Source organism: Methylobacterium sp. FW102-HT35C08 (assembly GCF_058790235.1).
On sequence record NZ_JBYTCL010000002.1, the window covers coordinates 354,195 to 371,554 of the forward strand.

Genomic DNA, 17,360 nt, shown 5'->3' on the forward strand with positions numbered 1-17,360 from the left:
CCGCGGACGTAAGTCGCGCGCTCGCGGCTTTCCTCGGCCAATCCGCACCAAGCGTTCAACTCAGCCTCCGTCGCGCCGCTCCCGGCTGCCCGGCGCGCGCAGGCCGTGCGCCGGGCCCGGCACGCCGGCGGACGTGCACCCTACAGCCTGCGCACGCCGATCGAGGTGGTTCAGCCGACCATCGCGATCCTCGACGGGCGCCCTGCCAATGATCCGGGGAAGTTCGGCTTCACGCGGCTGCGGCTGCGGCTGTGCGATCTCAACTTCCAGGGCGGCCTGCACGGCCCATGCGTCGGCAACCCGAACATCGACGACGGCCTGCTCGACATCCTGGGCTGCGCGTTCGCCGACACCGCGGATTACGCGGTGGACGCCGTCCAGGCCTCTTCCACGAGCCTGCACCTCGAGCGCCCGCGCTTCGTACGCTGCAACGGCGACGTGCGGACCGAGACGGATGTCACCACCATCATCGGCGGCTGGAGCCAGCCGCTCGCCGACGACGTCACGGCCGACCGCGCCGCCTACCGCATGAACCGCACGGTCAACGGCCAGTCGCGCTACTTCCAGAGGCTCACCCTGATCGGATGGGCGGGCATTCCCGTCCTCGGCCAGAACGCGGACGGTTCGAGCGGCTGGATCGCCGACACGCGCTGGGTCGACGTGCGCGGCAGCTTCGCCGCGTCGCAGTGCCGGCCGCGTTCAAACCGCTGGTGCGCGGCCCGACTCGGCTGTTCCCGTAGGCCGATCCCATTCCCCTGCCACCTGAGGCCCGGCCATGGATCTCCCACCCCTCGGGCGGGCGGCGCTGGCCGCGCGCGAAGGCTGCCGGCTGCGCGCCTATCGGGACAGCGTCGGCGTCTGGACCATCGGGGGCCACACCAGCGCGGCCGGGCCGCCCGCCGTCCGTGAGGGCCTGTGCCTGACCCAGGCCGAGGCCGACGCGCTGTTCGCCGCCGATCTCGGTCCCTACGTCGCGGCCGTGCGCGCCGCGCTCGCCAAGCCGGTGCCGTTCTTCGACGCGTGCTGCTCGCTCTGCTTCAACATCGGCGAAGCGAACTTCGCGCATTCCAGCATCGTGCGGCTCTCCAATGCCGGCGACGTGGCGCGGGCCGTCGAGGCGTTCCTTCTGTGGGACCGGCCGGCCGCGATCCTCACGCGTCGGCAGGCCGAGCGCGATCAGGCGGCGCTGCCGGCCTACGGCGCGGTCTACGCCCGCCGGGGCGATCCCAGGCCGGTGCAAGCGGCGGCCGACCCGGCGCCGACCGCGCCGCCGCGCCCCGACCCGCTCGCGCCGATGACGGGCGCGGCACACGTCGAACCGGAAGCCTGGTGGCTGCGCCTGCGCGACGCGATCCGCCTCAACATGCAGAAGGGTGCCTGACCATGGGGTTCCTCGCCATCCTGCCCGCGCTGCTCGGCGCCGTCGGTCCGATCCTCGCGCGTGTGCTGCCGGACGAAGGCCAGCGCCTGCGGGTGCAGCTGGAGCTGCAGAAGGCGCTGATCGAGCAGCAGGGCGACCTCGGCCGGGCCATGGCCGAGGTGATGAAGGCCGACGCCGGCTCGGAGAGCCCGCTCGCCCGCAACGCGCGGCCGATCACCGTGCTGTGGGCGCTGGCGATGATCACCTGGGTCGGACTGGTCTCACCGCTGACCGGGCTTCAGGCCGAGGTGGTGGCCGCGCTCAAGGGCGTGCCGGCGGAGCTGTGGTCGCTGCTCACCGTGGGCATCGGCGCCTACATGCTGGGCCGCTCGGTCGACAAGATCGTGCCGCAGGTGGTCGGGCCGAAGGGGTGAGATCCCGACGGGACCTGCGCCGTGACGGACGAGATCCCGGCCCGAGCCCGGGCGATGCGGGCCGCCGGCGACGGGCGGAGGAGCGGATCCATGGCCGACCATCTGCCAGAGTGGATCGAGCGCCTGATGCGCTCGGCGGCAAGCTCGACCGAGTGGACGAGAAGCTGGAGGGCGTGGCCTACCGGCGCGACATCGAGCTGTTCGTGGCGCGCGACGAGATTGAGCGGCGGATCGACAAGGCGGTGGACGGGGCGAAGGCGGAGGCCGCGAAAGGACTCGCCGAGGTCGCCGGGTAGGTGCGCGACCTGCGCAAGATCGGTTGGGGGTTGGCCTCGGCGGCGCTGCTGGCCTTCGAGGGGACTGTGCTGGCGAAGGTCGGATTGGCGGGGCGGCGAGCCAGGCCAATCGATCCGACGGGACCCTCCGGCCACGGCTCAGCCACAAAAACAAGACGTCGCTTTAAATCGCGCGGAATAATTTAACTGCCCGATAACCCAGCCTATGGTTTCCACAACGTAACTTCTTGCCCAAAAAAATCAAAGGAACGAAGACCGCGGATAGGGCTGACAACCCGGCAGTCGATCAAAGTGCCGAAGCGTAAAATGCTATCTATCCAGGTGCGGATGGGCGAGCGAGATGATAGTTGCAGCTTTATTATTCGGTGCTGGAATTTTTCTCGGCCTAGGGCACAACGTATTTGCTCTGCTCCTATCGTCCTCGCTTATATTTTTTTCGTCGATAATATTTTTTGCAACTATGTCTCAATTCGATATAGTGGAGCTTCTTTTGACATTCGCCTACCTGCTTGCGCATCAATCCGGGTACCTGGTCGGCGCTTATTTAGGCTATCAAGACAAAGATTGATGAAGATGCGCAATTCACCAGAACCAGATCATGCGCCCCGCACGCCAGTAAATCGGTACCCAAATTGCCACCGCAGCTACAACGGATGCAACGACAACCGGGAGCGGAGGACGAGTGCCAGATTTTATTCTCAAATTTGTCGGAACATGTAAAATTCTCATCGTGTCAGCCCCGGCAATAAATGCAAGTATACCTATTGTCCGGGCGTCTCCGCCCCAATTTTACGACGAAGCCTTAATCAAGACTTCGACTGCTTATCGAGAGTGGATAACGCCTTCTATACATTGATAATTCGCGCCGCCGGGTGGCCCCTTGGGCACCAAGTACCCCTGCGTGTAGTTTCAGGGCGTGACTAAAGTCAATGATATCCAGATTTTCTGCAAGTTTTATATGAAGGTAGATTAAATTTAGCACTGCGGCCGGTCCAAGGCGGATCCGTCATTGAGTCACGCTTGTTCTGGCGGTCTTGGTACTCGGAGCTTCCAAGTCCGCCGGCGCGGGCTTTCCCGGGCGCTGCCGGGGACTCGGCGGCATCAAGGCTCCTCGTCGATCCGAGCAGCCTTCCCCTTCCGGGTGAGCAGAACGACGAAGGTCACGAAAGCGGCGGCCAGCATCAGGACCAAGGCTTCGTAGCTCCAGCGCCAGAACCACGCACTATCCCCGCCCGGCATGTTGCGGAGTCCTGCGCGGACAACGGCCACAGCGAGCGCGATCAGCGTGAGGAAGCCAAGAACGAAGTGCAGCCAACGGGGCAGGCCGCCGGCGTAGCATGCTCGGTCTCGTCCCGGTAACCGCCGGCCGCCATCCTCGGCAGCACAGGCTCGCTCTCAGGCATCGCGCTACAAAGGACGACGCTGGCGTCTTGGCCAGCCAAACCCGGCATCCTTCGGCATCTCACCCAAAAGGAGGATGCGACTCAGCTGGTCACATTGTTAAAAACAGTCTTCGACAGCCCGATAGGGGGCCTCGCTCATGTCTTCAGGTAAGCGCGACCACGTCCGCTCTGCACAGCGCTGGTCCAAGCCTGAACGATCACCGGCCTTGCGCCGCGGACCTGAACACTGAGTGGCCCGCTGGATCGGCGCTGCTAATCTTCGCCGCTCAAAGGCCGCCGCAGCAGCCGCTATCGAAATGCCCTGCGCCGAGATCATTCCGCTGAGTTGGGCCGATACCTTCGGCCATCCGATGCGCGTCGCTCCAACGCCTCGTCCGAGACGCTGGAGTCGTGGTGACACGAGTGACGATCTGAAGTCAGCGGCTCGGCGGCCCGCCTGTGTTGGGCCGGCGATCTCGCGGCGCTTCTAAGCTGACCGGCGCGCACCCGGCACGCCAAGCCCGATCGCCCTAGCCAGGGCCGAGCGCTTCTCGGCGTAGCTCGGGGCCACCATCGGGTAATCGCTGGGTAGTCCGAACCGTTCACGGTAGCTGTGCGGGTCGAGCCCCTTGGCTGAGAGATGGCGCTTGAGCGTCTTATAGGTCCTGCCGTCGATGAAGCTCGTGATGCCGTCATCCCGGACCGACTTGCGAATCTGGAGTGCGCTTGGCTTCTGGATCTCGTAAGTCGAGGCAGGCGCGTCAGATATGCCGCCAGAGGCTAGTCCCGCAATCGCGGTATGAACGCTGTGAATTAGCTTCGGAAGCTCAGCCGCCGGGACCGGATTCCGCGAGACGTATGCGGAAACGATCCCGCCGGCTATTTCGATCAGGTCCGACGTGCGGTCTGGTGTTCCCGTAGTCACTTTGCTTCACCCCGCCGAATTCTGGCTCGCAAGCTATGACTATCGCTAACGGAAGGCAACTCAAAATTTGAGTTACGCTGTCGGCCGGTTATAATGATTTTGCACCGCCGAAGCGGGAATAATGACGCTGCTTGGCTGCTTTGGAGCGGGACGATCGCCCGACACACTCGGCTCGGCCGCCCATGTGCCGTGACGATTGCGCGCTCGCGAGCCTCGGTCGAACGCTGCTGAATCGCGTCCTTGGGCATGCCTCCCACAAGCCGACCAGTGATCTTCAGCTTGGTCGACGCGATGGAACTCTGCCTCATCCTCGGCCGCGTGCTGCTTCTTCGTAGCGATCAGCAGGTCGAAGGAGGCGGTTGCTATTTCATGAGCCTGCTGGACGCGCGTCGCTGATCGTCAGCCGCCCTGCAGGCTCTCGGCGACATCGTCCGGGATCTCGCCCCACTGGTCAAGGATCGTGATGCCTTCCAGCTAGCCCGTCTCGTCGTCGGCCACCACCTTCAGCGCCACAGCGCTGGGCATCCGCTCGGCCAGGTTCTCGGCTTTCTTCACCGCCACGCTCTCGGTCTGCGCCGGCTCCTGCCGGGCGGGCCGCAACCGCTTCCGCAGCGGCTTGACCGGCTACACTACGAACGCCGTCTTCATCGCCATGTCCGCCCGTCCTCGCTGACGGTCGGCGCAACGCGCTGCCGCCGTTTGCTTTTCTCGACCCTGTCCACATCCGTCCACGGCGCGTTTTCGCGTCGGCGACGAACGCATTGAACCGACCCTGCATCTCCGATTTGTTCTGTCTTCGTTCTAGCATGACGGAGCGCAGGGTGCACCTCAACCGGATCGACGAACTGCTGGTCCAGAGCCCCGACGCGGTCCGCGTGCCGGTGATCGGGCAGGCCCTGTGCGCCGGCTTCCCGTCGCCGGCCGACGACTTCCTCGAAGGCGCGCTCGAGCTGCCGCGCTGGCTCGTGCCGAACCCGCCCGCCACCTTCCTGTGGCGGATCAGTGGCTCGTCCATGGAGGGCGCCGGCATCTACGACCGCGACCTCGCCTGCGTCGACCGCAGCCTCAAGGCCGGCCACGGCAGCGTCGTGGTCGCGGCGATCGACGGCCAGATGAGCTGCAAGCGCCTCGTGATCGACGGCAACATCGCGCGGCTGGCCTTCTGCAACCCGGACCTGCCGGCGTTCGCGGTCGATGAGTTCGGCGAGGGCGCGATCTGGGGCGTGGTCCGCTTCTCGATCCGCTGGCACGTCGCCCGCGGGCAGCTGTCGTGAGCGGGCCCGAGGCGCGCCTGCGCGACCGGATCGGCGGCGGCCGCGCCGTGGCGCTGATCGACGGCAACAGCTTCTACTGCTCGTGCGAGCGCGTATTCGACCCCAGGCTCGCCGCGGTGCCGGTCATCGTGCTCTCGAACAACGACGGTTGCGCCATCGCCCGCACCGCTGAGGCCAAGGCGCTCGGCATCCAGATGGGCGACCCGTACTTCAAGATCCGCGACCTGTGCCGGGTCCAGGGCGTGCGGGTGTTCTCGTCGAACTACACGCTCTACGGCGACATGTCTGGGCGCACCAACACGGTCTACCGGCAGTTCAGCCCGCAGGTGGAGATCTACTCGATCGACGAGAGCTTCCTGAACCTGTCGGACGTGGCGCCGGCGCTCCGGGTCGAACTCGCCCGCGACCTGCGCGCTACGGTCCGCGCCTGGACGGGAATCCCGACCTGCGTCGGCATCGGTCCGACCAAGACGCTCGCCAAGCTCGCCAACCACATCGCCAAGACGGTGCCGGATCTCGCTGGCGTGTGCGACCTGACCGACCCAATGGCCTACGCGCACTGGCTGTGCCGGATCGACGTCGCCGAGGTCTGGGGCATCGGCCGGGCCTCGCTGGCGAAGCTCCAGGCGATGGGCGTCGAGAGCGTGGCGGACCTGCGCGACCTCGACCCGCGACCGGTGCGCAAGGGCCTGACGGTGGTAGGCGAGCGCATCATTCACGAGCTGCGCGGGCTGGCCTGCCTGCCGCTGGAGATGGTGCCGGCGCGCCGGAAGGGCTGCGCGGTGACCCGCTCGTTCTCCAGCCGGATCACCGAGCGGGCGGTGCTGGAGGAGGCGGTGGCCGCGCACGCGACGCGCCTCGGCGAGAAGCTGCGGCGGGAGGGGCTCGGGACCAACCACGTCACAGTCTTCTATCACACGAGCGAGCACGACCGGGATGATCCGATGCGCTCGGTCTCGACCACGGTGCAGTTGCCGGAGCACACCTCGGACACACTGGCGCTGGTCAAGGCGGCGTGGCACGGGGTGGCCAAGACCTGGCGGGAGCCGGGCGAGCGGCCCTGGCGCTACGCGAAGGCGGGGATCGTCACCAACGATCTCGTGCCGCTGTCGCACAGCCCGCGGGCGCTGATCGGCGCGCTGGATCGCGAGCGATCGGGGCCGCTGATGGCGGCGATGGATGCCTGCAACGCCCGGTGGGGCCGCGGCGCCGTGGTGCCGGCCCGCGCGGGTCTGGTGAGCCGGCGCGACTGGAACACGAAGTTTGAGATGCGCACGCCCCGCTACACGACGCAGGTGAGCGAGTTGCCGGTCGCCTATGCATGACCGCCTTACCTCGCATGCGGTCGCTAGCTGCAAGGTCCGTTATGGGTGGATTTCCGCCGGTCCGCTTTCGGCCGAGAAGCCGGAAAAGCGGATGGGCGTTAGATGGCGAAGGCCAATTCTCCGCGACCCCCAGTCCCTCCCACTTGCGCGAAGCAGGCCACGCGCTGCCGTGCTTGAGACGCTGGTCCTCGGCGATCTCCTGCAGCAACTTGCTCCGCTTCCTCGTATCCTCGTGGATCATCCGGACGCACTCACGAATGTGGGCGCTGTCTCACGTGCGGCGGCGATCCATGTCTCGCTGATCCCGAATGCTGTCGAAGACCTCGCGCAGCCTGTGTGCGAACGGCAATCTTCTGCACCGACAGCAGTTCGATAGCTGCTCTTGCGACTTTCAGAGGCACATCAAGCGGCGGGCGTCAGTGCCCTCGAACTTCCGTCGTCGCAAGTGGCGCGAGCGACAACGCGGCGCGACTGGCGATACGTCGTAACCGCCTGATCATCTCGAGCGTGGACTCCGGTGCGCTCGCGAGCGTTGCCGCAGTCTCAAGAGCCATGAGCTTTCGGAAGAAGGCTTCTTCCTCTCGAAGCCCAGGCACTTCGGGAGGTTCGCTTAAAAAGCTTCAACATCTCGCGGAGATGCGGGCTGTCTTCCCACGGCGGGGGTGCTCTCATAGCTAAGCGTCATGTTGCGAGAGGTTTGAGATGTGAGCTTACGGCCCATCCAAACCTGTCGCGCAAACGAGGGTTAGTTTTCGCGCGCCTGATCGGTTCGACGTTCGTCATCGCGGGCGCTGATCAACGAGGAATCACTCGGCGCTTGAAGGTGTCCCTCTCTGGCGAGCGACGAGGGAAAGGCTGAGGCGCGCCCCCTTTACGAGCCCGCAGGCTCTACGCGTCGCCGCCGAACCAGTTCTACCCAGGGTCGAGCAGCGATAGCCGACAAGGCACCCTGGAATATCGCGCGTGAGCACGAAAGCGTGTGTTCGTGCTGAACCGAACCGAGGCGTCTCACCTCAATCGTGAACCGACCGTCGTGAACCGCAGGCGGGTTGACCAGATTTTCCCTGCTACCTGCCGCACAAGATGGGATGCGTCGAGGACTGAGGTCCGCCGCTCTGAAAAGCGCTCAACGCTTCTCACGGCAACCAGCCGTCGCCCACGATTCCGGAGTCGCTGAAGCCCAATGAATTTAGATCTCGCAAACGTGCTGAAGGTGATCGGGCCGGCAGCTTCCCTAATCTTCGCGGCCTGGATTTTCGTGGGCTTTCTTCAAACGCGATACGATGCTGCGGTCGAGCGTTACCGCGATATCATTGAGAAATATAGGACGTCCGATCTTTCCGGCAGCAGAAAAGCCAACATGGTGGATCAGATTGTTCACTACAAGCGCCGATGCGAACTGATGAGCAGGGCCACAGGCTGCGGCCTGGTATCTGCAATCCTGTTGATCTGCACACTCATAGCCGGCGGTTTGGCATTGACCTTCCCGGATCTGTCAATCTTCAAGTTCCTAAGCGCTGGAACCGCACTGATCGGCATGCTGCTCGTCATTGCTGGTACGGTCATCGTGATTGTGGAAGGCGGGATAATCTATCGGCAGATACACAACGAGTTGCTGGACATCCCGGAACTCGCGGAGAGCATTGGGCAAGAAGCCGGCGCCATAAACGACCCGAAAAGGGACCGGCATGGCACCGGACGGGATCGGCCCTGAGGGCCTGCCGATCACCACCGTTTAAGCGTCTTCTGCAACGTCTGCTTGCAAGGCTTCGACGATAGTCGCATTTCATGCTCCCCCTGATAATTGGGAGAGTTCCAATGGCGGAGGCGGACAAAGCTTTCACGGGATCGATCCCCCAGCTGTACGAACGTCACCTCGTTCCGCTGATCTTCGAGCCTTACGCCCAAGACTTGGCCGAGGAGGTACGCCGGTTGAAGCCCGGCAGCGTCTTGGAGACCGCCGCCGGCACGGGCGTCGTCACCCGAGCACTCGCGACAATGCTGCCCGCCGCGACCCGCTTGGTGGCCACCGATCTCAACGCGGCCATGCTCGACGTCGCGCGTACTCACGTCCCTCGCGACAGCCCCGTCGAATGGCGACAGGCCGACGCCTTGGCGCTGCCTTTCGCCGACGAGACGTTCAACGCGGTGATTTGCCAGTTCGGGGCCATGTTTTTCACCGATAAGCATCAAGGGTTCAGGGAGGCTTGGCGCGTCCTAAAACCCTCCGGCTGCTATCTGCTCAGCGTATGGGACGAGATCGGTGCGAACGAATTCCCCGACGCCGTGACGCGAGCTCTCGCCGAAATCTTTCCTGACGATCCGCCTCGCTTTCTCGCGCGAACGCCGCACGGCTACTGCGACACCGCTCGCATCATCGAGGACCTGAAGGCCGCCGGCTTTGCCGATGTCACCTCTAAGACAGTGGAGCGCGTCAGCAGGAGCGAAACGCCTCATGAGCCAGCCTTGGCCTTCTGTCAGGGCACACCCTTGCGAAGTGAGATCGCGGCGCGGGACGCTGCCCGTCTTGAGGAGGCGACGCAGCGCGTTGCAGCGGCGCTGGCAGCGCGCTTCGGGGAGGGCCCGATTGAGGGCCGGATACGCGCGATCGTGTTCTGCGCAACGCGATGACAGGCTGTTCTCCGCCCAGGGCCGAAGCTGCCGGACGGCCGACGTATGGCCGCTTTCAGGTAGCTCTGAACGGCTCCGGGATGCCCGACATGGGTCGGGAGCGGAACGTTCGCTTTTGGGCAAAAGGAAGAGTCCGTTCCCCAACCTTCTCGGACGCACATCAAGGCAAAAGGCGGATCTTTCCTCCGCCTAGTTGGACTCGCTCGGCGTCGCTGATTGCGAGGGCAGGGGAGGGCGTTTGAGCAGCCGTCGGACCGTTGACGGGTGCGGGAGGCGTCGAAGATTTGACTTGCCTATCAGTAGGGTCGGTACGCGCGGGTGCGGGAGCCGAGCCGCTGGCGCCATTGCGTTGTGGCTCAATTGCTCGGGGAGCCACCATCCAACCCTCCCGAATTCTTCGGCTCCGGCCGCCACACGAGCGCAAAATCGTGCGTCTCTTCGTGGCGCAGCGAGGACCATCGACGCTCACACGAAGCGGCCGTCACGTCGCCGGATGCGCGATCGTCTGAAGGAAGCGTTCGTGGCGCGCCATGACGCGCGCGACCGCCACGAGGTCGCTCACGGCCCGGGCAACCGGAAGGCTCTGAGAGGCGTCGGCGTCGCGGCCGGCCCTGAGTAGCGCCTGCGCGGCGGCCTCGATGTCACCCACGGTTCCGCCCGCCAGGGCCGCGCGCGCCTGCGCGCTCGCTGTTTGAAGGATGGCATCCCGGTGGAAGGCGCGCAGTTGGTCATGCGCCCGTGCAGCGGACGCCTCCAGATGGGCGATGGCGAAAGCGAGCTTCAGGCGCCGCGCACGGACGATATCCGGTCCGGCATTGATCTGGGCGTACTGAAAGATCCGATCGGAGTTCAGGCTGGTCCGGTCGACCGCGTCGCCGCCTGCGCCGACGAGGGCGCTCCGGACATCCCGGATCGCGGAGTCGAAGGCATACGCTCGGGCCTGATCAGGCCGGATCGGCAGGACCACCCGCACGGTCGTCGCGAGGATGACGGCGACGATCATCATCTGAGCGAAATTGGCGAAGAACGTCTGCGCATCGAAGCTCTGCGGGTTTCCCGGCGACAGCAGCACCGGGAAGTAGACCAGCAGGATGAAGCCGATGGACGCGGTTGGCGGATTCAGGATCAGGAAGCAGGCGGCGAAGATGACGGGCGCGACCGCGAGCGCCAGGATTGGAAAGCCGTTCACCGTCGGCAACGTCAGGAGCAGGATCAGGCCGGCCGCCAAGCCCGCGAGCGGGATGCCGATGACGACGCCGTTGGCGTATTTCAGCGGATCGGGATTGACCGACGACATCGCGCCCATCGCGGCGACCTGCACGAGGGCATAGGTCGTCGCCGGCCAGCCGAGCCCGACGAACAGGGCCGCCGTCAGCGCGAAGGCGAGGGCGACGCGTGCGGCACCGCGGAACGCCACAGGGAAATCGCGGTGGGTCGGCAGTCGGACGTCGCGCAACGGCTGAAAACCGTTCCTGAGAGCATTCAGTCCGTCCTGCGCAAACATCAACGCGGTCGCGAGGTCGCGGGCGCGTTGAAGGGTGAGAACCTCGTCGAGGCTGCGACGACCGTCACGGACCGCAGCTTCGATCAGCGCCCGTAACCGCCCGCGGGCTTCGGCGAAGGCCGAATTGTCCACCGATGCGCCGTCGTCGGCCATCAGCCGGGCGCAGATCGAGCGGGCCTCCGCGATGGCCGGACGGTCCGAGCCGGCATCCCGTGCGGCGATGGCGAAGTTCCGGCTCGCCGCCATCGTCCCGTAGAGAGCCGCGATGGCGCTGCGGGCCCCCGCGGCCCGTTGGGGGCCGTCGTCGAGTTCGCCCGCGATCGCGCTCGCATCCGCCCTCAGCGGCGCCGCCATGCGAATCAGATGGAGGGCCTTCTCGGGGCCGGGATCGCCGTCGCGGAGCGCTTGGCGGGCGAAGACCTTCGCCGACCGGAGCGCGGTCGCGATCGACGGCAGCAGGCCGCGCCACGTGCTGGGTGAGGCGAGCGCGTCGTTGATGAAGGTGATGGCCGTGATGGCGACGGCGATCGCCGCCACGCGCGACACCGCCGCGTCGAAGACGTTGTGCGGCGTGTCGATGTTGCTGATCGCGATGATCGCCACCGTGTAGCCCGACAGCATCGCCCCGTAGGCGCGCGTGTCCTGAAGGTACTGTGCGACGAACACGCAGAGGCTCAGCCAGGCCGTGAAGCAGACCAGCATCAGCACCCGGTCCTGGCCGAATGCCGCCGCGAACACGATGGAGATCACGCCACCGAGGAGCGTCCCGAGGAACCGGTAGATCGCCTTGGAGATCGCCTGTCCGCGCTTCGGTTGCGCCAGGATCGCGACGCTCACGGCCGCAGAGGAGGCGCTCTCCAGCTGAAGCCAGAACGCGACGTAGAGCGCGAGCATCATCGCGATCCAGATGCGGAGCGCGAAGAACCAAGCTTGCGGTTGCGGGACGACCGCGTCCAGGCGGTCGAGAAGGCGGTTGAACCGCGATAGGCGAGCTTCAGACACGCGTCACCTGACTCGCCTCGTCCGACCGGTCAGCCGCCATCAAGCGGTACTCTGGATCCTGGCAGGTCCGCGCCGGATCCGCGCCCGTAGCCGTGGCCCGGCTTCATGGGCGCCCGCGCAAAACCGAAGATCGCCGCCGATGTTTCAGATCTCCGGACCCGGACGGGACTGTAGTGTGCGTGATCGGGGCGACGTGACACTCACGTGTGTTAGCACGTCAGGTAAAACACCACGTTTTTGAGCTTTGACCTACCGTCGACGGCGCGCGCGGAGCGCGTATAATATCGCAAAGGCGACGATAACCCCCAGGATCAGCCAGACCGGGGTGCTGAGGAGCGCATTGGATTGCGCAGCCTCGGTCCCCGGCGTCGGATTGACAGCCTGGGCGAGAGCCGAGCTGAGCGTGACGCTCGCGAGGAGCGGAGCGAGGATTACCGATCTCGACATCGCACCTGTCCTGATCCTGGTTCTGCATTCCAGACAATTCAGGCGGCCATCATCCATTATCAGAATGGCCGGCTGATCGGACGCCCGGCATCGAACAGCCAGGCCTGCCTGCTGCGGAACGCCCGGGAGGCGCGGCGAGGGCCGCGACTCCCGACCGGATCGCGACTCCGGTAACGGGTCGCCGACCCTTACGAATGCTGCTGCTTCCTGAGGCTGCTCTGCGCACCGGATTCGTCCGTCATCGGGTTGGCAAGCCCGCTGGTATTCCCGCTGGCATCCGCCGCCTCGTCGAGGGAAACCTGACGATTCCCGGCGTGGTCCTGATACTGCTCAGTCTGAACGTTCTTGCTGTCGAGGCCGCGCTCGTCGCTGTGACGAGACTTGTCGCGATTGCTGAGAACCATGTTCTCCGGCAGCACACCATCCGGCAATTCCGACATCGCGCCGGTCCCATCACCCTTGCCCTGGGCGCCCGGACCGACCTTATGCCGACTTGCATTCGCCATGTTGATTCTCCGATGCGGAACCTAAGCTGTGTTCGGCACGGCGGACGCAGCCGCCGCGCTGGCGGCTGTCAGCGGTCCTGCTGGTAGCCCTGATTGGTGGTGTTCACCTTCGAATTCCCAGCCTGCCCGACCTTGTCGGGATCCTTCGTCTGAGAACCGGCGCGGCCTTGCGAAAGCGGCGCTTCCGTTGCGCTGCCGGGACCCTTGTCGGAGCGGTTCGCCGGAGGAACGGGTGGTGGCTTGGTCGTCATGTGTACCCCGTCGTTGCCGAATGTGGTGCAAACCCAGGGGCGCACGCATCGTTCCGGATGATGTGTATCCGGCCAAGCTTTCCGAACAGACCGCGCGCCGTGTCCATGACGGAATACAAAGATACACTTTGGGGACCGGCTGACGCGCCCCGGACCGGGCAACCGCAGCGACATCTACTGCGCGTCTGAGGGGAACAACGATGCAGATGAGCGCATCGGCGGAACTGCGCGACCGACGAAACAATGGCCGGGAGGCCGGGTTATCGGGACAGAACCGATGCTCGCTTCGATCCGGCGGGCCTCACCGGGGCATGAAACCGGGGCGCTCTTCGACAGCGGCCACACGCGATCTTCGGGCACAGCCTGCCTCCCATCGTCGCGGCGCCCTGCGTCGCGGCCCTCGATGAGACGTCGTGACCAGCCGCCGCGCTGGAAGGAGCGCCACAATGACCGACTTCCCGAAGCCGCCCTTCGACCGGCAACGCCAGCTCACCCCGCCGGCGCGGGACGCCGACATGGACCCGCGCCCGGATTACGGCGAGGCGCACTACAAGGGGTCGGGGCGCCTGTCCGGCCGGAAGACGATCATCACCGGCGCGGATAGCGGCATCGGCCGCGCGGTCGCCCTGGCTTTCGCCCGCGAGGGCGCGGACGTTCTGGTGAGCTATTACGACGAGCACGACGACGCCCGGGAAACCTGCCGCCTCGTCGAGTCCGCCGGGCGCAAGGCAGTCCCGCTCCCCGGCGACATCAAGGATCCGAAGCATTGCCGGGCCATCGTCGACAAGGCCGTCGCCGAGTTCGGGCAAGTCGACGTGCTGGTCAACAACGCCGCGCATCAGAAGACCTTCGCCAACCCGGAGGACATCTCGGACGAGGAGTGGGAGGTCACGTTCGCGACCAACATCCACGCGATGTTCTACCTGGTGAAGGCCGCGCTCCCGCACATGAAGGGCGGAAGCGCCATCATCAACACGACCTCGGTGAACGCCGATACGCCCAGCCCGCAGCTGCTCGCCTACGCGACCACCAAGGGCGCGATCCAGAACTTCACCGGCGGCCTGGCGCAGATGCTGGCCGAGCGCGACATCCGCGTGAACTGCGTGGCGCCCGGCCCGATCTGGACGCCGCTCATCCCCTCCACCATGCCGGAAGAGAAGGTGCGCAGCTTCGGCTCCCAAGTCCCGATGAAGCGCCCCGGCCAGCCCTGCGAACTCGCACCGGTCTACGTCATGCTGGCGAGCCCGGAATCCAGCTACGTCTCCGGCGCGACCGTCGCGGTCACCGGCGGCAAACCGATCATCTGATCCATCCTCCGCAGCAAAACGGGAGCATCCCTTGGCACACGAGACTGACGACACGCAGCGTTCGAAGCGCCCGAACCTTCGGGAGTTCGACGCCTACACCGATCGCAACGGGCAGGATTTCGGTCAGGATGAGGCCCGGGACGTCGGACGCCCGGCGCAGCTGCAGCGCGAACTCGAATCCGATCCGAGCTGGCAGGCGGAGACGGCACGGATCGCCTCGGGTCACCAGCGTCTGGATTCCGTGGCCGGCGGCAGCACCGCCTCCGTCGAGGCAACCGAGGCAGAGACTCCGCCCGAGAACCTGCGCCATCTCGGCGATGCCAGCACCACGTCGAAATCGTCCTGACAGTCGACCCGAGGAAACTCAGGGATGATCCCGAGCCGCGTGCACGCCGTCACCGATTACGTCTTCCCCGCGATGATCGCCGCGCTCTCGCAAGGGCGTGGCCCTGCCACGCGCCGAATCATGCGGATCGGCCCCGTGTGGCATTACGCCTACTCGCTCCTGACGCGCTACGAGGGCGGTCTCGTGCCGGCGCTGTCCATGCGGGCCCATCTCGCCTGCGACGCGGTCGGCGCCCTCAGCTTCGTCGGCGCGGCCGCGCTCCTGCAGGACGAGCCGGCGGAAGATCGCCTTCTGCTCGCGGCCCTCGGCCTCAGCGAACTCGCGCTCATTGCAGTGAGCGACCGGGACGTCCCGGCTGGCGCGCAGGGGCGCTGAACAGGGGCGCTGATTCCGATCGAAGGCTCGGCGTCGATGCCGAACCGGTCGCAGCCGCTCTGCCGCGACAGCCATGCTTCCGCGGGCGAGGGGAATCGATGATGGTGGCGACCCGGGCAGTCAGACGCGGCCGAGCTCGCTGTGAAACGGCGGCTGCCCGCGTCGTCGCGAGCGCCTAAGCGGCGATGCCGTCCATCCTCGGCCTGCCCCTCGCGATGGCCTCGCTGTTCACGCTCGGCTGCATCCTCATCCAGAAAGCCGGCACGCGCGCCGAGGCCGTCACCGAGGGCCTCGGCGTCTTGCTCCTGCTCTGCGCCCTACTGAACGCGATCACCCTCCTCGCATTCCTCGCCGGCACGCACACGCCCGGCCCGGCCGCGATCCGCGCGATGTCGGCCTGGTAATGCGCGGCAGAAATTGCCGCGCGGTCGAACCTGCCGGTGCTTTGCCCGAACGGGTGCTTGAAATCACAAGCGAATTTCTGGAACGCGCCGTGCCTGCCGGATCTGAAAGGCGGCAGAGGATTCGGCTATGTCGGTGAACACGGTCTCAGGGGCATCCCTTCAGAAGGATCTCGTCATCGCGCTGCGTCAGGCGCGCGCCGCTAATGCACGGCCGGTGGACGCCGACACGTTCACGCCTGCGTCGCAGGATGCCGGATCGGCCCAGAGCGCGGGCAGCGCCGCTCAGTCAGGCAGCGCGACCTCCGCGCCGGCGATGTCGAACGACCTGATGGCCTCGCTCCTGCAACTGCAATCCGACTTCAGCCAGATGGGCCTGCAGAACGGCGTCACATCGCCGACCGACGCGGCAGATGCCTCCGGGACCGCCGCGACCTCCAGTGTGACGGACGCGAGCCAGGCCGCGGGCGATGCGACCCCGGTCCAGCGTCATCGCGGGCATCATCACCATCCGCTCGCGTCGGACGCTGCGGACGGCACGCAGGCCGGGCAGGCGAGCGGCGCCTCGGACACGTCGTCGGTCACGGGTGCATCCTCGAGCGGCGACGCGTCCTCGACCGCCAGCATCGGGAGTGGTCTGGACGCCTTGCTGCAGCAGATGACGAAGGCGATCGCCGCCTACGCGAGCGGCGGCCCCGTCGGCGTCGCGGCGGCGGCGTTGACGAGCACCGCGAAGGCCTGACCGGACGGGTTGTGCGGCGCGCCTGGAGCGGCGCGCGCGGCTCTGGCATGATCGCGCGGCTGGGAGGCCACCATGACCCTGACCGTGCCCGTCATCCTCGGCAGCGTCCGATCCGACCGGATCGGCATTCGGGCCGCCCGCTTCCTGACGTCGAAGCTGGAGGCACGAGGCCACGCCGCGCCGCTCGTCGATCCTGCCGAGCTGAAGCTTCCGCTGCTCGACCGGATGTACAAGGAATATCCGGCCGGCACGGCACCGGAACCGCTCGAGCGGCTCGCCGCGCTGTATCGTGGATCCGACGCGTTCCTGATTGTCTCGGCCGAATATAACCACGGGGTCCCGCCCGCGCTCTCGAACACCCTCGATCACTTTCTCGAGGAGTATTATTGGCGGCCATCGGCGATCTGCTGCTACTCGGCAGGACAGTTCGGCGGTGTCCGGGCGGCCATGCCGCTGCGCGCGATGCTCGCAGAGATGGGCATGCCCAGCATTCCCTCGCTCCTGCCGATCCCCCGTCTTCAGAAAGCTATCGGCGACGACGGAACGCCCGCAGAGCCGTGGCTCGAACGGTCCGCGAACCGGTTCATGGATGAATTGGAATGGTATGCCGAGGCCCTGCGCACCCGGCGCGCCCAGGGCACCCCATACTGATTTCTGCCGCGGCTCCCTGTCGGGACAAATGCGGCGCCTCACTGTCCGGTTCATACCGTCGAGACGGCGGCCGTCAGCCATACCCGTGGTCGACGTTTACGCGCGGGATCCTAAGGTCACGAATACAGATTACTCTTCCGCCTCTTCATCGTCTCGGCCTCTATCCGTCAGCGGCTGGTCAGGGCCCGATCCCACAAAAAT

At 66.0% G+C, this 17,360-nt stretch carries 19 protein-coding genes and 1 pseudogene; 14 read left to right on the forward strand and 6 right to left on the reverse strand.

The genetic code is table 11. The features are described 5' to 3' along the window. Window positions 1-105 precede the first annotated feature (105 nt). The 4 genes from AC3WSN_RS01820 (at window position 106) to AC3WSN_RS01835 (ending at window position 2,090) form a co-directional block, all read left to right on the forward strand. Entirely contained in the window at window positions 106-909 is an 804-nt protein-coding gene (locus AC3WSN_RS01820) for a hypothetical protein (protein WP_492535943.1), read from the forward strand. Further along, window positions 830-1,381, forward strand: a complete 552-nt coding sequence (locus AC3WSN_RS01825) for a lysozyme (protein WP_492542984.1) — start codon at window positions 830-832, stop codon at window positions 1,379-1,381. The genes AC3WSN_RS01820 and AC3WSN_RS01825 overlap by 80 nt, the downstream gene beginning before the upstream one ends. Window positions 1,382-1,383: 2 nt before the next feature. Continuing rightward, window positions 1,384-1,794: a 3TM-type holin gene (locus tag AC3WSN_RS01830; RefSeq protein WP_492535945.1), complete on the forward strand. Its 411-nt coding sequence runs from the start codon at window positions 1,384-1,386 to the stop codon at window positions 1,792-1,794. Between the two features lie 110 nt (window positions 1,795-1,904). Continuing rightward, window positions 1,905-2,090, forward strand: a complete 186-nt coding sequence (locus AC3WSN_RS01835) for a hypothetical protein (protein WP_492535946.1) — start codon at window positions 1,905-1,907, stop codon at window positions 2,088-2,090. 1,101 nt (window positions 2,091-3,191) lie between these two features. Here AC3WSN_RS01835 and AC3WSN_RS01840 read toward each other — a convergent pair. From AC3WSN_RS01840 to AC3WSN_RS01850, 3 genes and pseudogenes are all read right to left on the reverse strand, one after another. Next, window positions 3,192-3,329 carry a hypothetical protein gene (locus AC3WSN_RS01840; RefSeq protein ID WP_492535947.1) on the reverse strand — a complete coding sequence of 46 codons (138 nt, stop codon included), beginning with the start codon at window positions 3,327-3,329 and terminating at the stop codon, window positions 3,192-3,194. Between the two features lie 630 nt (window positions 3,330-3,959). Then, complete coding sequence (locus AC3WSN_RS01845; protein ID WP_492535949.1) at window positions 3,960-4,397, reverse strand: Ros/MucR family transcriptional regulator; 438 nt, start codon at window positions 4,395-4,397, stop codon at window positions 3,960-3,962. A 399-nt stretch (window positions 4,398-4,796) separates the two neighbouring features. After that, a pseudogene (locus tag AC3WSN_RS01850) lies at window positions 4,797-5,009 on the reverse strand (hypothetical protein). 209 nt (window positions 5,010-5,218) lie between these two features. On the opposite strand from AC3WSN_RS01850, the gene AC3WSN_RS01855 reads away from it, so the two are divergent. The 4 genes from AC3WSN_RS01855 (at window position 5,219) to AC3WSN_RS01870 (ending at window position 9,627) form a co-directional block, all read left to right on the forward strand. Further along, complete coding sequence (locus AC3WSN_RS01855) at window positions 5,219-5,671, forward strand: LexA family protein (RefSeq protein WP_492542985.1); 453 nt, start codon at window positions 5,219-5,221, stop codon at window positions 5,669-5,671. Continuing rightward, on the forward strand, window positions 5,668-6,996 hold the full coding sequence (locus tag AC3WSN_RS01860; RefSeq protein ID WP_492535951.1) for a Y-family DNA polymerase: 1,329 nt from the start codon (window positions 5,668-5,670) through the stop codon (window positions 6,994-6,996). The genes AC3WSN_RS01855 and AC3WSN_RS01860 overlap by 4 nt, the downstream gene beginning before the upstream one ends. A gap of 1,204 nt (window positions 6,997-8,200) precedes the next feature. Then, the gene (locus AC3WSN_RS01865) at window positions 8,201-8,710 is read left to right on the forward strand and encodes a DUF2721 domain-containing protein (RefSeq protein WP_492535953.1); all 510 of its coding nucleotides are present in this window, start codon (window positions 8,201-8,203) and stop codon (window positions 8,708-8,710) included. 104 nt (window positions 8,711-8,814) lie between these two features. Next, complete coding sequence (locus tag AC3WSN_RS01870; protein ID WP_492535955.1) at window positions 8,815-9,627, forward strand: class I SAM-dependent methyltransferase; 813 nt, start codon at window positions 8,815-8,817, stop codon at window positions 9,625-9,627. Window positions 9,628-10,108: 481 nt separating this feature from the next. Here the strand turns inward: AC3WSN_RS01870 and AC3WSN_RS01875 are convergent, their stop codons facing one another. From AC3WSN_RS01875 to AC3WSN_RS01885, 3 genes are all read right to left on the reverse strand, one after another. Next, a complete protein-coding gene (locus AC3WSN_RS01875) occupies window positions 10,109-12,133 on the reverse strand; it encodes an FUSC family protein (protein ID WP_492535957.1) in 2,025 nt (674 codons plus the stop codon). A 635-nt stretch (window positions 12,134-12,768) separates the two neighbouring features. After that, complete coding sequence (locus AC3WSN_RS01880; protein ID WP_192707167.1) at window positions 12,769-13,086, reverse strand: hypothetical protein; 318 nt, start codon at window positions 13,084-13,086, stop codon at window positions 12,769-12,771. Between the two features lie 68 nt (window positions 13,087-13,154). Beyond that, window positions 13,155-13,337 (reverse strand): hypothetical protein, encoded by a 183-nt coding sequence (locus AC3WSN_RS01885; protein WP_091720706.1) that lies wholly within the window; start codon window positions 13,335-13,337, stop codon window positions 13,155-13,157. Window positions 13,338-13,783: 446 nt separating this feature from the next. On the opposite strand from AC3WSN_RS01885, the gene AC3WSN_RS01890 reads away from it, so the two are divergent. The 6 genes from AC3WSN_RS01890 (at window position 13,784) to AC3WSN_RS01915 (ending at window position 17,159) form a co-directional block, all read left to right on the forward strand. Next, window positions 13,784-14,644: an SDR family oxidoreductase gene (locus tag AC3WSN_RS01890; RefSeq protein WP_492535959.1), complete on the forward strand. Its 861-nt coding sequence runs from the start codon at window positions 13,784-13,786 to the stop codon at window positions 14,642-14,644. A 31-nt stretch (window positions 14,645-14,675) separates the two neighbouring features. Then, complete coding sequence (locus tag AC3WSN_RS01895; protein WP_492535961.1) at window positions 14,676-14,990, forward strand: hypothetical protein; 315 nt, start codon at window positions 14,676-14,678, stop codon at window positions 14,988-14,990. 24 nt (window positions 14,991-15,014) lie between these two features. After that, on the forward strand, window positions 15,015-15,365 hold the full coding sequence (locus AC3WSN_RS01900) for a hypothetical protein (RefSeq protein ID WP_192707170.1): 351 nt from the start codon (window positions 15,015-15,017) through the stop codon (window positions 15,363-15,365). Window positions 15,366-15,550: 185 nt separating this feature from the next. Continuing rightward, window positions 15,551-15,769 carry a hypothetical protein gene (locus AC3WSN_RS01905; protein WP_492535963.1) on the forward strand — a complete coding sequence of 73 codons (219 nt, stop codon included), beginning with the start codon at window positions 15,551-15,553 and terminating at the stop codon, window positions 15,767-15,769. Between the two features lie 214 nt (window positions 15,770-15,983). Then, complete coding sequence (locus tag AC3WSN_RS01910) at window positions 15,984-16,508, forward strand: cell wall anchor protein (protein WP_492535965.1); 525 nt, start codon at window positions 15,984-15,986, stop codon at window positions 16,506-16,508. A 72-nt stretch (window positions 16,509-16,580) separates the two neighbouring features. Further along, window positions 16,581-17,159 (forward strand): NADPH-dependent FMN reductase, encoded by a 579-nt coding sequence (locus AC3WSN_RS01915; RefSeq protein ID WP_492535966.1) that lies wholly within the window; start codon window positions 16,581-16,583, stop codon window positions 17,157-17,159. Window positions 17,160-17,360 lie beyond the last annotated feature (201 nt).

Excerpts from the sequence above, each read along its gene's own strand:
- AC3WSN_RS01900 (WP_192707170.1), top strand. The coding sequence starts at position 15,015 with ATGATCCCGAGCCGCGTGCACGCCGTCACCGATTACGTCTTCCCCGCG.
- AC3WSN_RS01870 (WP_492535955.1), top strand. The coding sequence starts at position 8,815 with ATGGCGGAGGCGGACAAAGCTTTCACGGGATCGATCCCCCAGCTGTAC.
- AC3WSN_RS01830 (WP_492535945.1), top strand. The coding sequence starts at position 1,384 with ATGGGGTTCCTCGCCATCCTGCCCGCGCTGCTCGGCGCCGTCGGTCCG.
- AC3WSN_RS01890 (WP_492535959.1), top strand. The coding sequence starts at position 13,784 with ATGACCGACTTCCCGAAGCCGCCCTTCGACCGGCAACGCCAGCTCACC.
- AC3WSN_RS01885 (WP_091720706.1), bottom strand. The coding sequence starts at position 13,337 with ATGACGACCAAGCCACCACCCGTTCCTCCGGCGAACCGCTCCGACAAG.
- AC3WSN_RS01915 (WP_492535966.1), top strand. The coding sequence starts at position 16,581 with ATGACCCTGACCGTGCCCGTCATCCTCGGCAGCGTCCGATCCGACCGG.
- AC3WSN_RS01880 (WP_192707167.1), bottom strand. The coding sequence starts at position 13,086 with ATGGCGAATGCAAGTCGGCATAAGGTCGGTCCGGGCGCCCAGGGCAAG.
- AC3WSN_RS01905 (WP_492535963.1), top strand. The coding sequence starts at position 15,551 with ATGCCGTCCATCCTCGGCCTGCCCCTCGCGATGGCCTCGCTGTTCACG.
- AC3WSN_RS01840 (WP_492535947.1), bottom strand. The coding sequence starts at position 3,329 with ATGCCGGGCGGGGATAGTGCGTGGTTCTGGCGCTGGAGCTACGAAGCC.